This window comes from Burkholderia sp. BDU5 (assembly GCF_001522845.1).
Taxonomy (GTDB): domain Bacteria; phylum Pseudomonadota; class Gammaproteobacteria; order Burkholderiales; family Burkholderiaceae; genus Burkholderia; species Burkholderia mayonis.
The window spans coordinates 1-19,864 of record NZ_LOWC01000106.1; the positions used below are offsets into that span (position 1 = coordinate 1).

15 protein-coding genes and 5 pseudogenes are annotated in these 19,864 nt (G+C 66.9%); 8 read left to right on the forward strand and 12 right to left on the reverse strand.

What is annotated here, in order from left to right; genetic code table 11:
- Window positions 1-90: 90 nt before the first annotated feature.
- From WS69_RS15965 to WS69_RS15990, 6 genes and pseudogenes are all read right to left on the reverse strand, one after another.
- Entirely contained in the window at window positions 91-1,338 is a 1,248-nt protein-coding gene (locus WS69_RS15965; RefSeq protein ID WP_226382974.1) for a c-type cytochrome, read from the reverse strand.
- A 66-nt stretch (window positions 1,339-1,404) separates the two neighbouring features.
- Window positions 1,405-3,642 carry a xanthine dehydrogenase family protein molybdopterin-binding subunit gene (locus tag WS69_RS15970; protein ID WP_059471705.1) on the reverse strand — a complete coding sequence of 746 codons (2,238 nt, stop codon included), beginning with the start codon at window positions 3,640-3,642 and terminating at the stop codon, window positions 1,405-1,407.
- A gap of 1 nt (window position 3,643) precedes the next feature.
- Window positions 3,644-4,099 (reverse strand): (2Fe-2S)-binding protein, encoded by a 456-nt coding sequence (locus tag WS69_RS15975; protein WP_059471706.1) that lies wholly within the window; start codon window positions 4,097-4,099, stop codon window positions 3,644-3,646.
- Window positions 4,100-4,337: 238 nt separating this feature from the next.
- Window positions 4,338-4,703: pseudogene (locus WS69_RS15980) on the reverse strand (NADP-dependent oxidoreductase); the annotation flags it as partial.
- A gap of 88 nt (window positions 4,704-4,791) precedes the next feature.
- A complete protein-coding gene (locus tag WS69_RS15985) occupies window positions 4,792-5,124 on the reverse strand; it encodes a DUF2322 family protein (RefSeq protein WP_059471708.1) in 333 nt (110 codons plus the stop codon).
- 208 nt (window positions 5,125-5,332) lie between these two features.
- Complete coding sequence (locus WS69_RS15990; protein ID WP_059471709.1) at window positions 5,333-6,079, reverse strand: glucose 1-dehydrogenase; 747 nt, start codon at window positions 6,077-6,079, stop codon at window positions 5,333-5,335.
- Between the two features lie 403 nt (window positions 6,080-6,482).
- On the opposite strand from WS69_RS15990, the gene WS69_RS15995 reads away from it, so the two are divergent.
- Genes WS69_RS15995 through WS69_RS16010 form a run of 4 tightly spaced genes read left to right on the forward strand, consistent with a single transcriptional unit; the run spans window position 6,483 to window position 10,957 of the window.
- Window positions 6,483-7,241, forward strand: coding sequence for a DUF3348 domain-containing protein (locus WS69_RS15995; protein ID WP_059471710.1), 759 nt, complete (start codon window positions 6,483-6,485; stop codon window positions 7,239-7,241).
- Window positions 7,242-7,251: 10 nt separating this feature from the next.
- On the forward strand, window positions 7,252-9,588 hold the full coding sequence (locus WS69_RS16000; protein WP_059471711.1) for a DUF802 domain-containing protein: 2,337 nt from the start codon (window positions 7,252-7,254) through the stop codon (window positions 9,586-9,588).
- Entirely contained in the window at window positions 9,585-10,226 is a 642-nt protein-coding gene (locus WS69_RS16005) for an OmpA family protein (protein WP_059471712.1), read from the forward strand. Before WS69_RS16000 ends, WS69_RS16005 begins: the two co-directional genes overlap by 4 nt.
- Before the next feature lie 5 nt (window positions 10,227-10,231).
- Window positions 10,232-10,957, forward strand: a complete 726-nt coding sequence (locus tag WS69_RS16010) for a DUF2894 domain-containing protein (RefSeq protein WP_059471713.1) — start codon at window positions 10,232-10,234, stop codon at window positions 10,955-10,957.
- A gap of 299 nt (window positions 10,958-11,256) precedes the next feature.
- Here WS69_RS16010 and WS69_RS33405 read toward each other — a convergent pair whose 3' ends face one another.
- Window positions 11,257-11,559 carry a hypothetical protein gene (locus WS69_RS33405; protein WP_156438177.1) on the reverse strand — a complete coding sequence of 101 codons (303 nt, stop codon included), beginning with the start codon at window positions 11,557-11,559 and terminating at the stop codon, window positions 11,257-11,259.
- 190 nt (window positions 11,560-11,749) lie between these two features.
- Between WS69_RS33405 and plcR the strand changes: the two genes are divergently transcribed.
- Both plcR and WS69_RS16015 read left to right on the forward strand, forming a co-directional pair.
- On the forward strand, window positions 11,750-12,403 hold the full coding sequence (plcR, locus tag WS69_RS31225; RefSeq protein ID WP_082716232.1) for a phospholipase C accessory protein PlcR: 654 nt from the start codon (window positions 11,750-11,752) through the stop codon (window positions 12,401-12,403).
- 40 nt (window positions 12,404-12,443) lie between these two features.
- Window positions 12,444-13,802, forward strand: coding sequence for a pectin acetylesterase-family hydrolase (locus tag WS69_RS16015; protein ID WP_197419269.1), 1,359 nt, complete (start codon window positions 12,444-12,446; stop codon window positions 13,800-13,802).
- Window positions 13,803-13,954: 152 nt separating this feature from the next.
- Here the strand turns inward: WS69_RS16015 and WS69_RS34815 are convergent.
- A pseudogene (locus tag WS69_RS34815) lies at window positions 13,955-14,774 on the reverse strand (IS3-like element ISBvi4 family transposase); the annotation flags it as partial.
- Window positions 14,775-15,050: 276 nt separating this feature from the next.
- On the opposite strand from WS69_RS34815, the gene WS69_RS16025 reads away from it, so the two are divergent.
- Window positions 15,051-15,641, forward strand: a complete 591-nt coding sequence (locus WS69_RS16025; RefSeq protein WP_059471715.1) for an IMPACT family protein — start codon at window positions 15,051-15,053, stop codon at window positions 15,639-15,641.
- A 314-nt stretch (window positions 15,642-15,955) separates the two neighbouring features.
- On the forward strand, window positions 15,956-17,020 hold the full coding sequence (locus tag WS69_RS16030; RefSeq protein WP_059471716.1) for a DMT family transporter: 1,065 nt from the start codon (window positions 15,956-15,958) through the stop codon (window positions 17,018-17,020).
- 16 nt (window positions 17,021-17,036) lie between these two features.
- Here the strand turns inward: WS69_RS16030 and WS69_RS16035 are convergent.
- The 4 genes and pseudogenes from WS69_RS16035 to WS69_RS31230 all read right to left on the reverse strand — a co-directional run.
- Window positions 17,037-17,192, reverse strand: a pseudogene (locus WS69_RS16035) (IS110 family transposase); the annotation flags it as partial.
- A 152-nt stretch (window positions 17,193-17,344) separates the two neighbouring features.
- Window positions 17,345-18,595, reverse strand: coding sequence for an NRAMP family divalent metal transporter (locus WS69_RS16040; RefSeq protein ID WP_059471718.1), 1,251 nt, complete (start codon window positions 18,593-18,595; stop codon window positions 17,345-17,347).
- Window positions 18,596-19,041: 446 nt separating this feature from the next.
- A pseudogene (locus WS69_RS35500) lies at window positions 19,042-19,707 on the reverse strand (FAD-dependent oxidoreductase); the annotation flags it as partial.
- A gap of 34 nt (window positions 19,708-19,741) precedes the next feature.
- Window positions 19,742-19,864 (reverse strand): annotated as a pseudogene (locus WS69_RS31230) (threonine dehydratase); the annotation flags it as partial.

Genomic DNA, 19,864 nt, shown 5'->3' on the forward strand with positions numbered 1-19,864 from the left:
TCCGCACGACCGTCACGAGCAGCGCGCGGCGGCCGTCGCCGAGCCAGCGCGCGCCCGTCCTCAGCACTTCGAGATCCGTGTTTTCCATCTTCAGCGCGCCGCCTGCGTGGCTTTCCTGAGCTTCGCGACATCGGCCGGCCGCACGGCGGGCGCGCCGTTGTTCCAGCCCGCGCGCATGAACGTCAGCACGTCGGCGATCTGGCTATCGGTCAGCACGTTCGCGAACTTCGGCATCGGATACGCGGCCGGCAGCCCGTCGATCACGAGATCCTCAGTGCCGTTCAGCGTGACGTTGATCAGCGACGACGCATTCGATTCGAGCACATTCGGATTGCCCGCGAGCGGCGAAAGCAGCGGCGCGAACGCGTTGCCGTCGACGCCGTGGCAATGCATGCAGTACGCGGCATACACCTTCGCGCCCGCATCGTGCGCGGGCCGCGCGAGCAGCGCCTGCGTCGCGGCCGCGTCATAGCGATAAGGCGGCGCGCCCGTGCCGCCCGACGCCGGCAGCGACTTCAGATAGCGCGCGATCGCCGTCAGGTCCGCATCCGTCAGCGCATGCGTGCTGTGATTGATCACGCTCGTCATCGAGCCGAATGCGCTCGCGTGCCTGTTCGCCCCCGTCTTCATGAACTGCGCGACATCGGCTTCGTTCCATCGTCCGAGGCCGACGTTGTGCTCGCCCGTCAGATTCGCGGCGAACCAGTTGTCGATCGGCGCGCCGGACAGGTACGCCGGGCCGCTTTCGTCGAGCGCTTTCTCCTGGAAGCCGACGCCGCGCGGCGTGTGGCACGAACCGCAGTGACCGAGCCCCTGCACGAGGTACGCGCCGCGATTCCACGTCGCATCCTTGCCCGGCTTGTCGCGATACACGGTCGTGTCGAGAAACACCGCGTTCCAGATCTTCAGCGGCCATCTCATGCCGAGCGGCCACGGAATGTCCGACGCGCGGTTCGCCTGCTTCACCGGCTCGACGCCGTGCATGAAGTACGTGTAGAGCGCCTTCACGTCGTCATCGGCGAGCTTCGCGTACGACGGATACGGCATCGCCGGATACAGGTTGTGGCCGTCCTTCGCAACGCCTGCGCGCAGCGCGCGCGCGAACTCGGCCTCGCTGTAGCCGCCGATCCCCGTCTCCCGATCCGGCGTGATGTTGGTCGCATAGATCGCGCCCAGCGGCGTCTCCATCGGCAGGCCGCCTGCGAACGGCTTGCCGCGCGCTGTCGTATGGCACGCGATGCAATCGCCCGCCTTCGCGAGGTATGCGCCGCGCGCGACGAGCGCGTCGTCGGGCGTCGCGGCGCGCGCGCCCGCGCTCAGCGCGAGCGCGGCGAGCATTGCGCCGAGCGCCTTCGCGACGTGCTTCGGTTTGTTTCCTGTACGAATCATCGGAGTCCTCGACATTCAGGCGGTTTTCAGCTGGCTGCCGACCGGCAGCTTGCGCAGGCGCTTGCCGGTCGCCGCGTAGATCGCGTTCGCGAGCGCGGCGGCGAGCGCCGCCGTGCCCGGCTCGCCGATCCCGCCCGGCGCTTCGGCGCTCTTCACGATCAGCACGTCGATCTGCGGCGTCTGATCGATCCGCAGCATCCGGTAGTCGGTGAAGTTGCTCTGCTCGACACGGCCGTCCTTGATCGTGATCTCGCCGTACAGCGCGCCCGTGATCCCGAAGATGATGCCGCCCTGCATCTGCGCCTCGATCGTGTCCGGGTTCACGACCATCCCGCAGTCGACCGCGCAGACGACGCGCTTCACGCTCACCTCGCCGCCGTCGATGGCCACATCCGCGACCATCGAGACGAAGCTGCCGAACGCATGCATCACCGACACGCCGCGCCCCTGCCCCTTCGGCAGCGCCGCGCCCCAACCCGCCGCCTTCGCCGCGACGTCGAGCACGTTGCGCGCGCGCGGCGACTGGCCGAGCAGCGCGCGCCGGTATTGCACCGGATCGGTCTTCGCCTGCGCGGCGAGCTCGTCGATGAAACTCTCGACGACGAACGTGCCGCGCGTCGGCCCGACGCCGCGCCAGAACGCGGTCGGCACGTGGCGCGGCTCCTGTCGAACGTAGTCGACGAGCTGGTTCGGCAGCTCGTACGGCAGCTCGGCGGACACGTCGACCGCGTCCGGATCGACGCCGTTCTTCATCGCGGGCGGCGCGAAGCGCGCGATGATCGACGAGCCGACGATCCGGTGCCGCCACGCGATCGGCTTGCCGTTCGCGTCGAGCCCCGCCGAAATCCGGTCGTAATAGTACGGCCGGTACATGTCGTGGCGGATATCTTCTTCGCGGGTCCAGACGACCTTCACCGGCGCGCTCACTTGCTTCGCGATCTTGACCGCCTGCCGCACCATGTCGGTCTCGAGCCGCCGGCCGAAGCCGCCGCCCAACAGATGGTTGTGCAGAACGATCTTGCCGGCCGGCAGGCCCGTCACGCGCGCCGCCGCATCGACCGCCCGCGTCGGCACCTGTGTGCCCGTCCAGATCTCGCAGCCGTCCGGCCGCACGTGCACCGTGCAATTCACGGGCTCCATCGTCGCGTGCGCGAGCAACGGCTGCTCGTAGACCGCGTCGACGCGCGTCTTCGCGTCCGCGAACGCGCGCTCGACGTCGCCGTCCTTGCGCGCGACCGCGCCTTGGCCGTCGGCCGCACGCGCGAGATCGGCGACGATGTCCTTCGTCGACACGCGCGCGCCCGCGCCCTCGTTCCACTGGATTTGCAACGCCGCCGCGCCGCGTTTGGCGGCCCACGTGTGAGCGCCGACGACCGCGACCGCGTCGTCGGCGATGACGACCTGCCGTACGCCCGGCACCTGCCTTGCCGCGCGATCGTCGACGTGCGCGACCGTGCCGCCGAACACCGGACTGTTGACGATCGCCGCATACAGCATGCCCGGCACGCGCACGTCGAGCCCGAACTGCGCGGTGCCGTCGACTTTCTCCGGCGAATCGAGCCGCTTGACCGGCTTGCCGATCAGCTTGAAGTTCTCGGGCTTCTTCAGCGCGACGTCCTTCGGCGCCGGCAGCTTCGCCGCCGAATCCACGAGCTGCCCGTACGACGCGCGCCGCCCGCTCGGCGGGTGCCGCACCTCGCCGCCTTCCGCGACGCACGACGCCGGATCGACCTTCCATTGCTGCGCGGCCGCGGTGACGAGCAGCACGCGCGCGATCGCGCCCACGCGGCGCATCGGCTCCCACGCGAAACGGATCGACGTCGAACCGCCCGTCAGCTGACCGCCCACCAGCGGATCGAAGAACAGCTTCCCGTCCGGCGGCGCGTGCTCGAGCGTCACGCTCGACAGCGGCACTTCCAGTTCCTCGGCGATCAGCATCGGAATCGACGTGTAGACGCCCTGCCCCATCTCGACCTTCGGCATCACGAGCGTGACCTTGCCCGCGCGGTCGATCTGCACGAACGCGTTCGGCGCGAACACGCCGCTCTGCGGCGTCTCGACCGCGTCGCCGCCGATCACCGTGCGGCGCGCGTCGCCGCCCGCGGCGGGCACGCTGAAGCCCAGCAGCAGGCCGCCGCCCGCCGCCGCGCCGAGCGTCACCCCGAATTTCAGGAAAGTACGGCGCGACACGCCCGCACCGCCCGCCGCTTCGGCGGCGAGCGCGTTGCCCGCTTCGATCAGTCCGCGCGACATGTCAGGCCTCCTTGGCGGCGTGCTTGATCGCCGCGCGAATCCGGTTGTAGGTGCCGCAGCGACAGACGTTGCCCGTCATCGCCGCATCGATGTCCGCGTCATCGGGATCGGGATTCGACGCGAGCAGCGCCGCCGCGGCCATCACCTGGCCCGACTGGCAATAGCCGCACTGCACGACGTCGAGTTCGCGCCACGCCTGCTGGACCTTACGGCCGGCGGGCGTCGCGCCGACCGCCTCGATCGTCGTGATCTTCTTGCCGCCGATCGCGGCGACGGGCAGCACGCACGAGCGCACCGCGACGCCGTCGAGATGCACCGTGCACGCGCCGCATTGCGCGATGCCGCAGCCGAACTTCGTGCCGGTGAGGCCGACCAGGTCGCGCAGCACCCAGAGGAGCGGCATGTCGGCGGGCGCGTCGACCGTATGGGTTGCGCCGTTGATGTTGAGCGTGATCATGTGGGGGCCTAATGTGAGTAATGGCGATCGGCGCCCCGTGCGGAAGCGCCGCTTCAACCTTCCGTCGATGCCGACATGCGTCGACGCGCGCGATCGGCCTGGCGCGTGCCGGAGGGGACGCCGACAAGTTTAGGACGCGCGGTTGCGCTTCGGATACCCCAATTCCGTTGATACATTGTCAAGTTTTGCTAATGACGACGCGCGGCAACGATGCGCGGCCGTGCCGCGCGCCGCACCGTCACGGCGCGTCGGGCCCGACGAGCTTGCCGAGGTTCTTCCCGTCGAGCCGTCCGATGAGCGCCTGCGGCGCCGCTTCGAGCCCTTCGGCGACGTCCTCGCGCAGCGTCACCTTGCCCTGCGCGACCCACTCGCGCATTTCCTTCAGGAATGCCGGATAAACGTCCGCATAGTGATCGAGAATGATGAAGCCCTGCATCTTGACCCGCTTGCGCAGCAGGATGGACGTCAATTGCGGCAGCCGGTTCGGCCCCGGCGGCAACGCGCTGTCGTTGTAATGCGCGATCAGTCCGCAAACGGGCGCCCGCGCGCCGACGTTCAGCAGCGGCGGCACCGCGTCGAACACCGCGCCGTCGTCGTCAGGAAACGAAAGGCAGTCATCCAAAACGATCCGGCACGGCGCAGACCGGCTTCAGGCGATCCGCGCCGCACCGTATGCGTATGAAAAGAGCGCGTCAGGCTCGCGCGACGACGTCGACGCGCAACGCTTCGCCGCCGGCCGCGATCGCGAGCAGGCGGTCGACGTTCGGATGCGCGCCCGGACGGTTGCGCGCATCGGCGGTATGCTCGGCGAACACCGCGAGACCGTGCTCGGCGGCCTTCGCGTCGAGCGTGCCGAACGCCTGACGAAGATAGTGATACACCGCCAACGAGCCCTGCTTGCCCGGCATGTTCTCGATGCTCGCCACCACGGCGTCGTTGCCGTCGACCAGATCGATGCGCTCGACGCCGTCGATGGCGGGCAATTGGGCGAGGTTGTCCTTGAATACGTTGGTCGGCTGAATCACTGATGACGCTCCGTCTGGTCGGGGATGAGTTTGGCGGGGCATATCTTAGCCGATCGATGACCAGGCATCGCTTCGAGAGGCGTGGCACCCGGCCGCCTTTGCGCGAAGCCGGCGCCCGGGACCGCCTCCCGGGCGGGCATTCATCGTTGCAACCGCCGATTCGCGGGATGAACAGCGGATGCGAAACGGGCAAAGCCCGTCCCCCGGATCACCGCAAGCCGCCGCTCGCAATCAGGTGCTCGCCCGTCAGCCATCGAGCATCGTCCGATGCAAGAAACACTGCGATCGACGCGATGTCGTCCGGTTGGCCCAAGCGGCCGAGCGGCGTCTGGCCGATTGCGGATGCTTCGAGGTCCGACCCGATGATGCCCGCGCTGTGCGTGCCTTCGGTGACCACCATGCCCGGATTGATGGCGTTCACGCGGATCTTCCTCGGACCCAGTTCGCGCGCGAGCACGCCGGTGATCGCGTCCACGGCGCCTTTCGTCCCGCTATATACCGCACTTGCCGGCGGCGTGATGCGGGTCACGACCGAGCTGACGTTGATGATGCTCGCGCCCTCGCCGAGGTGCTTCACGGCCGCCTGCGTGGTGAGCAGCAGGCCGAACACGTTCGTGTCGAACTGTCTGCGGAAATGCGCTTCGGTGATCTCTTCGATCGGCGCGAACGCGTAGACGCCGGAATTGTTGACGAGAATGTCGAGGCGGCCATACGTTTCGATGGCGGCGTCGACGATGCGTTGCGCGTCGGCGGCTTTCGACACGTCGCCCGCGACCGCAACCGCCTTGCCGTTCGCCGCGGCGATCTCGGCCACGACGGCATCGGCGCCCGCCTTGCTGCTCGCGTAGTTGACGACGACGGACGCCCCCTCCGCCGCGAGCGCTTTGGCGATCGCGGCTCCGATACCCTTGGATCCGCCCGTGACGACAGCCACCTTACCTGCAAGCTTGCTCATGATCTTTCCCTTGGCAAAAGTTCGTACATTTCGGAGAACCGGCGATTTTCCCGACGCCATCGACCGGCGATAAAAGGAATGTAGACGCCCCGCGCGCGCCGATAAAGCGGCACGACGCGAATTGAGTTGCGTGATGAGCCGAACAATCGACAATGCAAGTCGAATCACGAAATGATCGGCGGTGCCGTGCGCATCGACGCTCGGCGTCGCACAGAACGGCGGCGCCTTCCGACAAGCCGGAAAACGAACGGCGACATGACGCTGCCTCGACGGAGGCGATGGCCGCTTCAGCCGATTTCCGCCCCCATCCGGCCGGCATCTGCCCTTGCTCGTTCGAGAACTGCCGGCCCTCCCCCCGCCAACGTGTAAACTGCTGCCTTTTTTTGACACGGACACTCGTGGCATGGTGCAAGTCCCGCAACGTAGAGCGCTCGGCGGCCCGACGCTGATCCGCTTGCTTGCCCGCCTGGCGGACGCCGACGTTCCGGAATCCAGGCAATCGCTGTCGGACCGGCTGAGCCAATGGCTCGCCTGGACCGACGCGATCGCGCTGTCCTCGGCGCTGAGCATGAGTCCGCCCGTCGGCGGCGGCGCGCGCGCAGGCGGCGGCGCCGACGCGGACAGCGTCGGCGTGCGCGTGCGCGCGTCGCTCGCCAAGGCGATCGCCCGCACCGGCGCGTTCGCCGCCGGACGCGACAGCGCCGCGCCGGCCGCCGCCCGGGATGCGTCCGCGGACGCGCCGATCGATTTCACGCTCTTTCGTCACGACTATCTGTCGATGCAGCAGGCGATGGAGATGGAAATCGGCGACTTGCGCGGCCGTCTGCGGCAGATGATGGCCGCCCGAACGCCCGCGCTCGCCCGGCTCGCGGTGCTCGACGCGACGATGGAGCGCGCGCTGGCCGCGCGCGAGCGAAATCTGCTGGCGTCCGTGCCCAAGCTGCTCGGCACGTACTTCGAGCGCTTGCGCCAGGCCGGGCAGCAGGGGCTGGCCGACGTCGAAGCAAAAGCGGTAGCCAAGGAAGCCGCCGCAGCAGTCGCAGTCGCATCGAGCGCGTGGCTCGAAGCGTTCCGCAAGGATATGCAGAGCGTGCTGCTCGCCGAGCTAGAAGTTCGTTTTCAACCGGTCGAAGGGCTGCTCGCCGCCCTTCGCGCTCGCTAACCGGGACCCCATGTCCAGATATCACGTCAATCTCGCTGTCTTTTTCGCCGGTCTCGCGGCCGTCTGCTGGATCGGCGCCGGCTATGCCGTGTCGAATCCGCTGGCGCTCGCCGTCACGATGGCGATCGCCGCCTGCTATCTCGCCGGCGCATTCGAGCTGCGTCGCTATCAGCAGGCCACCGCCACGCTCGTGCGCGCGGTCGCGAACCTGTCCGAACCGCCGTCCGGATTGGGCGTCTGGCTCGATCGACTGGACCCGAGCCTGCGCAACGCCGTGCGCTTGCGCATCGAGGGCGAGCGCGTCGCGCTGCCGGGGCCCGCGCTGACGCCGTATCTGGTCGGCCTGCTCGTGCTGCTCGGCATGCTGGGCACCCTCCTCGGCATGGTCATGACGCTCAGGGGCACCGGCGCGGCGCTGGAGAGCGCGACGGACTTGCAGGCGATCCGCGCATCGCTGGCGGCGCCGGTCAAGGGGCTCGGATTCGCGTTCGGCACGTCGATCGCGGGCGTGTCCACGTCCGCGATGCTGGGCCTCCTCTCCGCGCTCGGCAGACGCGAGCGGCTCCACGCGGCGCAGGCGCTCGACGCGAAGATCGCGACGACGCTGCGCATCCACTCGCACGCCCATCAGCGCGAGGAAACCTTCAAGCTCCTGCAGCGGCAGGCCGAAGCGATGCCCACGCTGGTCGATCGGCTGCAGACGATGATGACGACGCTCGAGCGGCAGAGCATCGCGTCGGCCGATCGGCAGATCGCCGGCCAGCAAGCGTTCCTCGGCAAGGCGGAGGAGACATACGCCCGCCTCGCTTCGTCGGTCGGCCAGTCGTTGAAGGACAGCGTCGCCGAAAGCGCGCGCGTCGCCGGCGCGGCGCTGCAACCGGTCATGGAAACCACGATGGCGGGTCTCGCGCGCGAGACGGCCGCGCTGCACGACGCTGTCTCGCATGCGGTGCAGCGGCAACTGGATGGCCTGTCGGCCGGCTTCCAGGCGGCGGCCACGAACGTCGCCGACATCTGGAGCAAGGCGCTGGCCGAGCATCAGCGCTCGAGCGACGCGCTCGCGCAACGCCTGCATGACTCGGCCGATCGGTTCGTCGAATCGTTCGAGCAGCGTTCGGCGGGCCTGCTGGACGGCGTCTCGGCGCGGCTGGACGCGACGGCGGGCAACGTGTCGGCGGCATGGAACGACGCGCTGTCGCGGCAGGAACACGCCAACGAGAAGCTGGCCGAGCGCAATCGGCAAGCGCTGGAGACGGCCGCCGCGACTTTCGAGCGGCATTCGGCGGCGCTGCTGCGCACGGTGGATCAATCGCATGCGGATTTGCAGACGGAACTCGCGTCGCGCGACGAGCAACGCTTGACCGCCTGGACCGACACGCTCGCGTCGATGGCCGCCAAGCTCGGCGACGAATGGGAGCAGACGAGCGCACAGGCCGCCGGCCGCCAGCGGGAAATCTGCGACGCGCTCACGCAGACCTCGCGAGACATCTCGACCCAAGCCGCAACCTTCGAACAACACTCCGCTTCGCTGCTGCGTGTGATGAGCCAGTCTCATGCGGATTTGCAGACGGAACTCGCGTCGCGCGACGAGCAACGCTTGACCGCCTGGACCAACACGCTCGCGTCGATGGCCGCCAAGCTCGGCGACGAATGGGAACAAACAAGCGTACAGGCCGTAGCACGCCAGCAGGCAATCTGCGACGCGCTCGCGCAGACCGCACGCGACATCTCCGCCCAAACGCAAGCGCACGCGAGCGACACGATTGCCGAAATCTCCCGGCTCGTGCAGGCCGCGTCGGAAGCGCCCAAGGCCGCGGCCGAGGTCATCGCCGAGCTGCGCCAGAAGCTGTCCGACAGCATGGTCCGCGACACCGCGACGCTCGAAGAGCGTAGCCGGCTGCTCGCGACGCTCGAAACCCTCCTCGACGCAGTCAACCACGCGTCGACCAAGCAACGCTCGGCCGTCGATGCACTCGTTTCGACGTCCGCCGAGCTCCTGCAGCGCGTCGGCGCCCGGTTCACGGACATGGTCGACGCCGAGACCGGCAAGCTCGGCGCCGTCGCCGCGCAAGTCACCGGCAGCGCCGTCGAGGTCGCGAGCCTCGGCGAAGCGTTCGGCGCGGCGGTCCAGTCGTTCGGCGAATCGAACGACAAGCTCGTCGCGCACCTGCAGCGCATCGAGGCCGCGCTCGACAAGTCGCTCGCCCGCAGCGACGAGCAGCTCGCTTATTACGTCGCGCAGGCGCGCGAAGTCATCGACCTGAGCATGATGTCGCAGAAGCAGATCATCGAAGACCTGCAGCGCGTCGCCGGTCAGCGGGCATCCGCCGGAGCAGAAGCAGCATGAGCGACGAAATCGACGGCGGCATCGAGCAGACTGCGCCGATCTGGGCCGCGTTCGGCGACCTGATGTCGGTGCTGCTGGGCGCGTTCGTGCTGATCCTGGTCGGCGTGATCGGCGTGCAGTTGGAGCTCTCGTCGAAGCTCGACGCCGAGGTCAGGCAGCGGCAGATCGAAACGCAACGCCGCAAGACGCTCGAGCAGGCGTTGGCGGGACCGCTCGCGGCGGGACGCGTGACGCTCGTCGACGGGCGCATCGGCATCAGCGGCAGCGTGCTGTTCGCGCTGAATTCCGACGAGTTGCAGCCGGCGGGCCGCGATCTGCTGAAGAGCCTGGCGGGGCCGCTCGCCGCCTATCTCGAGACCAATCGCGAGATCCTGATGGTGAGCGGCTTCGCGGACGACCAGCAAGTGCGCGCGGGCAACCGCCAGTTCGCGGACAACTGGGAGCTGTCGGCAAAGCGTGCGCTGACGGTGACGCGTGCATTCATCGACGAAGGCGTGCCGGCGGCGTCGGTGTTTGCGGCCGCGTTCGGCTCCGAACAGCCAGTCAGTTCGAACTCGGACGACGAAGGACGCGCGAAGAACCGGCGCGTGGAGATCGCGCCGGTCCCGCGGCCGACGACGGGCGACGGGCGGCGGTGAGCGCCATGAATAACGCCGCGGCGCACGCACGGGAAACGCTCGACGCATGGCGCGCGCGCGGCGCCGATCGGCTGGACCCCGTGCGCTTTCGCTTCATCGACGCGCTGCATCGCCGGACGGCCGGTCAAACGGGCGACGCGCGCCGCATTCTGGACGCGCGGCTGTCCGCGCTGCTCAACGCGTACGCCGATGATCTCCAGCACGCCGAATCGAAGGCCGACGCGGCCGAACGCGCGACGCCGACGCCGACGCCTATGCCGACGCCCAAGCCGACGTCTATGCCTATGCCGCCCCCGATGCCGGCCGAGGCTGCGTGCGGACCGCTCGCCGCATTGCTCGACTACATCGGCAGCCAGGCGCGCCCGGACGCCGGCGGGCTCGCCGCCGGCGCCGCTGGCAGCGCCGCGAATCGCAGCCGCCTCGCCCTTCGCCCGGAGCCGGAGATGCTCGCCTACTTCCGGGAAACCTGGTCGAGGGTCAGCGCGGACAGCCAGTTGCGCGAATCGCTCGAACAAGTGCCGAGGAACGCCGGCCCGCTCAATTCGAGCAGCCTCGTGCATCGGTCGCTGTCGCTGATGCGCGAGCTGTCGCCCGAATATCTTCGACAGTTCCTGTCGTATGTCGACGCGTTGTCGTGGCTCGAGCAGATGAACGGCGACGAGGCCGCCGCGAGCGACGACGCGGCGCGCGGCGGAAGCGCGAAGAAGAGCGTGCGAAAGAAGTCGCGGTAGCACGGCGAACGGGGCGTCAGGCGCCGTGCACCGCAAACATGCCGCATACAGCGCAATTCGGCTCCGTATCGCCGTCGGCCGCTAACCGTCCGTCGCCACGAACGGGCCGTCGCCCTGCAACCGCCCATCCGCGCCGATGCGGGCGATAACGCCGCCCTTCTATCACGGTCATCCCTCGCCATTTCGCTGTTCCGCACAATCCACGCGCAATAGACATCGTGCATCGAGCACAGCACGAGCGGCATCAATGCGGCCGTGCCGCCGCGCGCGCCGACTACCGGGTGCTCAACCGCACCTGCTCACCGCTTCCATTGCGGATCAACGAAAACAATATCGAGCTCCCGCGCCGTTTCCACGTCACGATCATCGATATCTCGCTTCAGCCGCGACATTTCCATACTCGACGAACTTTTACTCGAAATCGAGCCGCTTTCCATTGCGGAAACATGCGGCGGCAATCCACGTCTCGAAATTTCTAACAAATGCGATATTGCATGCGACGCAAGCTTATTTAAAATCACCATCGTTCGCACCACTCGATCACACAAGGATAGCCAGTGGAATACCGCCCGAACGGATGCAGAAAATCTCTCGCGTCGCATGAATCTTCCAGAATCGCATGATCCGCCATTAACAAACACCACTCTCGATAGAGTCACTGCGAAATCCGGTAATTCATGCATTCGCACATTATTTTTCTCGACCTACATTCCCAGCACACTCCCATCACATAAAAATCAACCCGCATAGTTATTTGGCTCCACATCCAAATTATCATGCAAGGAGTTCGCAATGCGATTCGTCAAATATCTGATCGCCGTGTCCGTTATCGCTCTGCTCGTCATTTATGGCGCCACGCACTGGATTGCCCGGAAAGTTCCGAGAACGACAGCCGAAACATCGGCGCCGTCCGGTATTGCGACAAATCCGCCCCCCGCGCTCGCCAACCAGTTCACCGATGCAAACCGCCGATCGTCCGAGCCGGACATCGGTTCAGCGTCGGCAAGCAACAGAGAAGCCGCTGAATTCCAGCATTTCCAGGCAGCCGTCATTGCATTTCAGCAGAAACGCGACTCTCTATCGACCGAGACACGGCAAACCACGGTCAAGTCACTCGTGAACGCATTGCCGGATCGCGTACGAGCCGGACAAGTGCTGCCGATCCAGGCGCTTGCTCTTGGCGAAACGCTCCTGAACGAAGCAAATTTCAATCCAGCAGAGCGCGCGAAATTGTCTTCGAACTTGCGTCAACAGATCGAAGACTATTCAGCCCGATCGGTCGGCAGCCCGCCAACCGACGATCCCCGATATCGGCGTTATCAAGAGCAGAGTGCGAGCGCGATAGACGATATCTCACATACGGTCGCACCTGAACAGCAACAAGCGGCTATCTCCGCGCGACTGCAACAACTGCGCGTACAGCTTTACGACAAGCAGGCCAATTGAAAATCACGACTCTCTTGACAAACATGATATGGGGGGAAACATGAAACATGTCATCTCGCTGAACCGCAAGGCCTATCTGGGTGTGATGGCGGCGCTGTGGTCGGGCGCTGCATGCGCCGCACTGCCGTACGTGTGGGAACAAGTGACGTTGCCCGCGTCGAGCGGCGCGACTTGTGCGAACGGTACGCCGTACCGTTTCTACGTCAACCGATCGCTTCAGCTTTTCTCAAAGAACGTGCTGGTTGCCATAGAGCCGGGCGGCGCATGCTGGGACTACGCGAGTTGCCAAGGTAACGGCGAACTCGGCGCGTCGAATCCGAATGGCATTCCCGATGGTTACGTAAACGTTATCCATAACTGGGCATTCAATCCGTCCGGTCTCGTCGTCGCCATGCTCTCGCCAATCCTGAGCCGGCTTCCGATATTGGCGCTTTCCAGCACATGGCAGGCGCCGCCGACCATGAACTGGCATTACGTATATTTGCCTTATTGCACGGGCGACATCCATGGCGGCAACGCGGTGCGTGTCTACACAGCCCCGGACGGGCGCTCGACGCGCATTCAGCAATTCGCCGGCTTGGCCAATGTCAAAGCCGCAATCGAATGGATGACACAGAATGGACTAAGCAAACCTGATCAATTGCTGGTGTGGGGAGCAAGCGCGGGCGGATATGGCTCGGCGTTGAACTACGCTTCCATTCGCACGGCACTGCAACCTCGCAAGAGCGCGCTTTTCGATGATTCGGGGACGATATTTCCCGCGAACCTGAGTGGCGACGCCACGCAGCCAAGTCACGCTTATCGCATGTACGCCAAGGCGTTCGATGAATGGAACTTTCTTCGACCTGGCGGCGCAGTCGATCGGATTACGAACCTGCCCAATCTAAGCACGGCCGAAAAAAACAGCGTGATGAACAACCCGGCCGAGCTTTACGACATACTGGCACGCTCCTTTCCTAACGATCGCATGGGATTGTCGACATTCCAACGCGACGAAGTCATCGCGCAATTCACGTATGATCAGTTCTACCCCGAAATTGCCGCCGCCCCGGATGCGGCAACCAAGCAAGCGTTGCGCCAGGCACTGTTCACGAACGACCTGAGATTACTGACGAACGAACTCAAGGGACACCATCCCAACTTTGGCTACTTCATGCCGGAGGATCGCGCGGGGTTACTCGGCAACCATATGGTTTCCACACTCACCTTCTTGGGATCGGAAATCAATGGCAACGGTCAGAACGTCGGCGCGTTCCTGAGCGATCTGCTGTCGAACCAAGATCCGCAGCACACGCCTGTCATGCAGGCGTACTCCACGAGTACGGATCGACCGCCAATCATCCGGGCGATATTCGACTTCGTCATGTCGACGCTCAAGGCATTCGGTCTTGGCACATAAATCGAGTCGACCTCGCATTCCCCCAACTGGTGCGGCATTCATTCGAGACGTAGATCCCGGTTTCCAGAGCTTACCGTGTCCCGCCGACGTATTCAGGCCCGTCGGCGGTCGCCCGGTTGCGACGGCGCGAAACAGGCCTGCATGACCAGTTACTTTGTCATCAGTTCGCTCATCGCATAGCCAACGATTTCGCCGCTGTGCAGATCTTTCAAGCCGGCGGGATACAGCCAACTCTCGTCGGTCGCGATTGACGTGATATCGCCGCATCAGGCCTGATTGGGCGCCGCCGCTGAAGATTGGGCGCCGCCGCTGAAAAATCCTGGTTTGACAGATTCGGCACGATAGCGCCGATCGTGCTTCGAATTGGCCGTAGCCTTGAACCGACGTTTCCGCTTGCAGTGCAGCCCCGGTTTCTTGCGCAATCGCTTGATCCGATACACGCCAATTCGGATGCCGCGCGCCTCGAGATGCTGTTGCCTGCGTTCGGAATCGCAACTTTTTCGCGTCCGCCGACGGGTCGCGAGCGCTTCCGCTTCCAAACGGGGGCCTGCTGCACTCTTTCGGCAGGCTTTCGCTTACGCGACGCATAGTAGCCGCTCATCGATACGCCCAGCAGGCTGGCAGATTGACGGTACGGGAGTCCGGTCGCATTCGTTCAATCTCGCCGCACCCACCACGACTCCTTCGCGAAGTACGTTGCGAATTTTCTCAAGAGATCGCGCTCCATCCTGACTTCCGCCAGTTCGCGCTTCATCTGCGCCAACCCGGCTTCCAATTCCATTAGCGGCTTCCGGTGGCGAGCGACATCCTTCAGCTTGCCGGTCTTCGCGGCTCGGATCCAGTTTGCCGGCGTCTTGATCGATATCGATAGCCGCCGGGCAGTTTCCGGCAATCCAACACCTTCGGTCAAAGCCGGCCTCATCGCCTCATCGCGAGCTCTTCCGCATAGACCGCTCTCGGAATTCGATTCACACATGCCTCCGTTTCTCAATTTTGCGAAACGTCGGCTTCCATTTTTTCGACCGGCCTCGGATGACCGACCACCCGCCAACGCGTTTCACAACGGCATCTGTCGCAACGATGTCAGTCGATGCGTGCCACGGTAAAATTCACCCGTTTCATCTTACTCGGCTCGTGCAGGCACCATGTGGGCAAATCGGCCGCAAGCACATCCATCTCGATCCACGTCGATCAGGGCGCGACATTCCCCGCTTCATCGATTTTTCTTGATTCAACGGCATCCCGAACATGACCTACACGCTCGCCGCCCGCTACACGCGCGAACTCGACATCCGCAAGAGCCGCTTCATCGCGTATGCGATCCCGGTCGAGGACCGCGACGCGGCGATGGTCGAGTTGCAGCGCCTGCGCGCCGAGCATCCGACCGCGACGCACGTCTGCTGGGCGCTGCTCGCGGGCGGCCAGTCCGGAATGTCGGATGACGGCGAGCCGTCCGGCACCGCTGGCCGGCCGATCCTCGAGGTGCTGCGCCATCACGATCTCGACGGCGTGCTTGCGGCGGTCGTCCGCTACTTCGGCGGCGTGAAGCTCGGCGCGGGCGGCCTCGTGCGCGCGTACACCGACGCGATCGCCGCCGCGCTCCTCGATGCCGAACGCATCGAGCGGATCGCGTACGCACGGCTTGCGATCGAAGTCGGCTATCCCGACGAGGCGCGCGTGCGCCGCTGGATCGAGCAGGAAGGGCACGATCTCGTCGACAGCGCGTACGGGATGACGGTCAAGCTCGTGGTCCGACTGCCCGCGACCGCGGTCGATGCGGCCCGCGACACGCTGCTCGATCTGACGCAAGGGCGCGCCGGGTTTCCTTCAGTCGATTGAACGCGCGCTGCGCGCTCGGCTCGGCGCAGCGTTCACGGACTGCCGGCCGCCGCGTCCGCATCGCGTGTCCGACATCGCGCGCCGTATCCGCCGAGCCTTCCGGTATCGATCGACGGCATGCCAAAGCGCTTTGGCACGAGGCGCCCCCCAACGACCCGCCTCGCTGCCGCCCGATCGGGCAGGCCCTCTGCGGCCCACCCTAAACGCACCATCCCGCCCCCGCGCCTCGACAAAACGGATGACCGCCGCCCCCGGTTTGCGCTATCGTGGCGTCACTTTTCCACGTCAATCCGCGCCGACCACGCGACGCCCCCATGCCCGCACGCCTGCACGCGGCGTTCACCGCCCTCCTCGCCGCCGCGCTGTTCGGCGCCGCCACGCCGCTCGCGAAGACGCTGCTAGGCTCGCTCACGCCGTTCATGGTCGCCGGCCTCTTCTATCTCGGCAGCGGCGTCGGCCTCGCCGCGTTCATGCTGATTCGTCGGCTCGCGCGCCGCGCCGACGCATCGCAGGCCGAGCAGTCGCGGCTGCCGCTCGCCGAACTCCCATGGCTCGCGGGCGCGGTCGCGGCAGGCGGCGTCGCGGGCCCCGCGCTGCTGATGCTCGGCCTCGCGACGACGCCCGCCGCAACGGGCGCGCTGTTGCTGAACCTCGAAGGCGTCTTCACCGCGGTGATCGCATGGGTGGTGTTCCGCGAGAACGTCGATGCGCAGATCTTCGCCGGCATGGTCGCGATCGTCGCGGGCGGCGTGCTGCTGTCGTGGCATCCGGGTGAGGCGGGCGGGCCGCTCGGTGCGCTGCTCGTCGCGGCCGCGTGCGCGTGCTGGGCGATCGACAACAACCTGACGCGCAAGGTCTCGACCCACGACGCCGCGACGATCGCCTGCATCAAGGGACTCGTCGCGGGCTCGGTCAATCTTGGGATCGCGCTTGCGCTCGGCGCGAAGCCGCCCGCCGCCGCCGCGACGGCCGCCGCGATGCTGACGGGCTTCGCCGGCTACGGCGTGAGCCTCGTGCTGTTCGTCGTCGCGCTGCGCAACCTCGGCACCGCGCGCACCGGCGCGTATTTCTCGATCGCGCCGCTGTTCGGCGTCGGGCTGTCGCTCGCGCTGTGGCCCGAATGGCCGCCGCTATCGTTCTGGGCGGCCGCGGCGCTGATGGCGATCGGCATCTGGCTGCATCTGCGCGAGCGGCACGAACATTCGCACACGCACGACGCGCTCGAGCACAACCACCGGCATCGTCACGACGAGCATCACCAGCACACGCACGATTTCGCCTGGGACGGCGCGGAGCCTCACACGCATCCGCATCGGCACGCGCCGATCACGCATACGCACGCGCACTTCCCGGATATTCATCATCGGCACTCGCACTGAGTAACCGTCTGCCGAGTCAAGTGCGATGAAGGGAATTGTCCCAAGGGGTGTTGGATCTGACCATGGCATTGAGCATGGTCAGGGGCTTGCGCATGCAGACGACCAGCGCGACCTTGGGCAGTTTGCCGCCAGTGATCAAGCGCTGGTAGAAGGCGGTGATGGCGGGATGGCGGCTCGCGGCCGGCTTCGCGGCTTCGGGCTTGGCTTGGCGCGGCTTAGCTTTGGCCTCGGCCAGCAGCAAGCCTCGCGGCTTGGCCTCAGCGTCGACGTCGGCAAACCACAGGTCCGCTACCGCAGCGTCGCTCGCGTGCCAGCGTCACGATGTCACGACAACACGCCCGACGCCGCGCCGACGACCCCGGCGACGCTCACCGCCGCCGCCGCCACCGCCACGATCCACAGATAAGCGCCGCGCGGCCGCTGCGCGGGCGGCAGCGCGATCGCCGCGAGCGCGACCAGCAATCCGGCGACGAGCGGCAGCATCACCGCGTTGACCACCTGTGCGGCGACGTTCAGCGACACCAGATCGGGGGCGATCCAGACGATCGCCGCGCAGCCGGCGACCGACGCGACATGGATCCCGTAGAACCACGGCGCGCGCGTCGGCCGATCGTCGAGCGAGCGCTCGTAGCCGGCGACTTCGCCGAGCCCCCGTGCGAGCGACAATGAGCAGACGATTGCCGCGACCATCGACGCGCCCAGCACGCCCGCGCCGAACAGCACGCGCGCCGCGTGCGGGCCGACCGCCGTTTCGAGCGCCGTGCTGATTTCGCCGACGCTGCCCAGCGCGCGGGCCGCGCCGTCGCCTGCGAGCGTCGCCGCGGCCGCGACGAGCACCGCGCCCGTCAGCAGTTGCGTCAGCACGGCGCCCGCCGCCGTCTCGGCGCGCGCCGCGCGATGGTCGCCCGGTCCGAGCCGCTTATCGGCGACGGCCGCCTGCTGATAGAAGACCATCCAGGGATTGAACGTCGCGCCGATCAGCGCGGCCGCGAGATAGCCGAACGGCGCGCCGGCGGACACCGGCTGCTCGGCGTGCGAGAACAGCCCGCGCCACTGCGGATGGGCTTTCCACGCGACGACGAAGAACGTCAGCTCGAACGCGCCGATCACGATTGCCGCCTTGTCGACGCGCTTGTGCGAGCCCGTCATCACGATCGCGATCAGCAGCGCGACGGCGAGCGGCAGGCTGACCGCGCGCGGCACGCCGAACATCTCGCCGATGCCGGCGACGCCCGTGAACTCGGTCACGAGCGAGCCGAGCACCGCGACGACGAGGCCCGCCGCGGACAGCCACGCCCATCCCACGCCGAAATGCTCGCGGATCAGCTCGCCGTGGCCACGCCCGGTGAAGATGCCGAGCCGCACGGTCAACTCCTGGATCATGTACAGCAGCGGCACGAGGCCGAGCAGCAGCATCAGCGGGCCGACGCCCCACTGCACGCCCGCTTGCGCGGCGGTGACGACGTTCCCGGCGTCGCAATCCGCGAGCATGACGAGGAGTCCCGGCCCCCATAGCGCCGCCCATCGCCGGCCAGCGGGCAGATTCGATTTCGACGGAAGGGAAGAGCCCGGCATGGATACTGAAAGGTTACATCGGTAGTATGCGGCGGCCGATTGTAGCGCGCCGGACGCGGCCGACGCGAGCGGCGCATCGGCGCATCGGCGCATCGGCGCGCATAGTACGCAGTTCCCCGCGACGGCGAACACGGCATCCCCTTCACTTCGATAATCGATATGGAAACCTACATTCTGCTTGGCGTCGGCCTCGGCGCAGGCCTGCTGATTGCGATCTGGGGCATCAGCCAGCTCAAGTAAGCGAAGGCGTGTCGAATGTGCGTGGGCGGCCGCGCGTGAAAGCGCCGCGCCGTCGTGCGCGCATGGCGCGGACATCGGCGAGGCTGACCAGGAACACAGGCGCCCAACGGGCGTGAGTCGGAACGAGACTCAGACGTCGCAACACGACGCCGCATGCCGCCGCACACGCAGCCATTGGAAAGCACACGTTCGCCGGACGCGCCCCCTCGCGACGCCCGCATCCCCGCCTCCGCCTCACCGTCGGTCCACGGCGAGCCCAGGTAATCGCCCGCGAGCAGCATGCGTCGGCGCGCGTCCGCGCTCGCGCGGTACGCGGCGATCGCGCGCGGCCGACGCGCGACAGCGGCTCCGCCGCTTCCCAGCGCCGAACGCGCACCGCCGTCACCGCGTCGGCGAGGCCCGGCGACAGCGCGTTCGCGTCGTCGAGCACGACACACGCGATCTCGTCGTCCGACGTGTCGCGCGGCGCGCTCGCACTGTCGTGCCCGAGCATTGCCGACACGACGTCGCCGTGCCCGCCGCCGATTCGGCGCCCGCGCTCGAACGTCAGCGCCGCGATGCGGCGCGCGCCCGGCGACAGCAGCGCGCCGTAGACGCATCGCAGCCGCGACGGCCCGCGCCAACGCGACGACAGGCCGAACGCGACGTGCACGGCGCGCGCATAGCCGGTCGGCGAGCAGTACGCGCTCGGCATCGGTATTGCGCGCGCCAGATGCGGCGCGCGACGGTCGCGGGCGTCGCGACGATCGCGGCGTCGAAGCGCAACGCGTGATCGCCGACGCGCGCCGTGACGCCGCGCGCGCGTCCGCCGACAGCGCGTCGACCGGCATCCCGTAGCGCACGTCGAGCCGGGCGGCGAGCGCGCCGGGCAAAGCAGCGTGGAGCGCGCCGACCGGACACCGAGCGTCAGCCGAGAAACAGTCGATAAGCGGGATTGCCGGTTTCCTCGCGAAACGGATAGCCGAGCGCCGCGAGAAAGCGGTCGAACTCCGCGTGGTCCGCCTGCGGCACCTGCAGGCCGACGAGGAT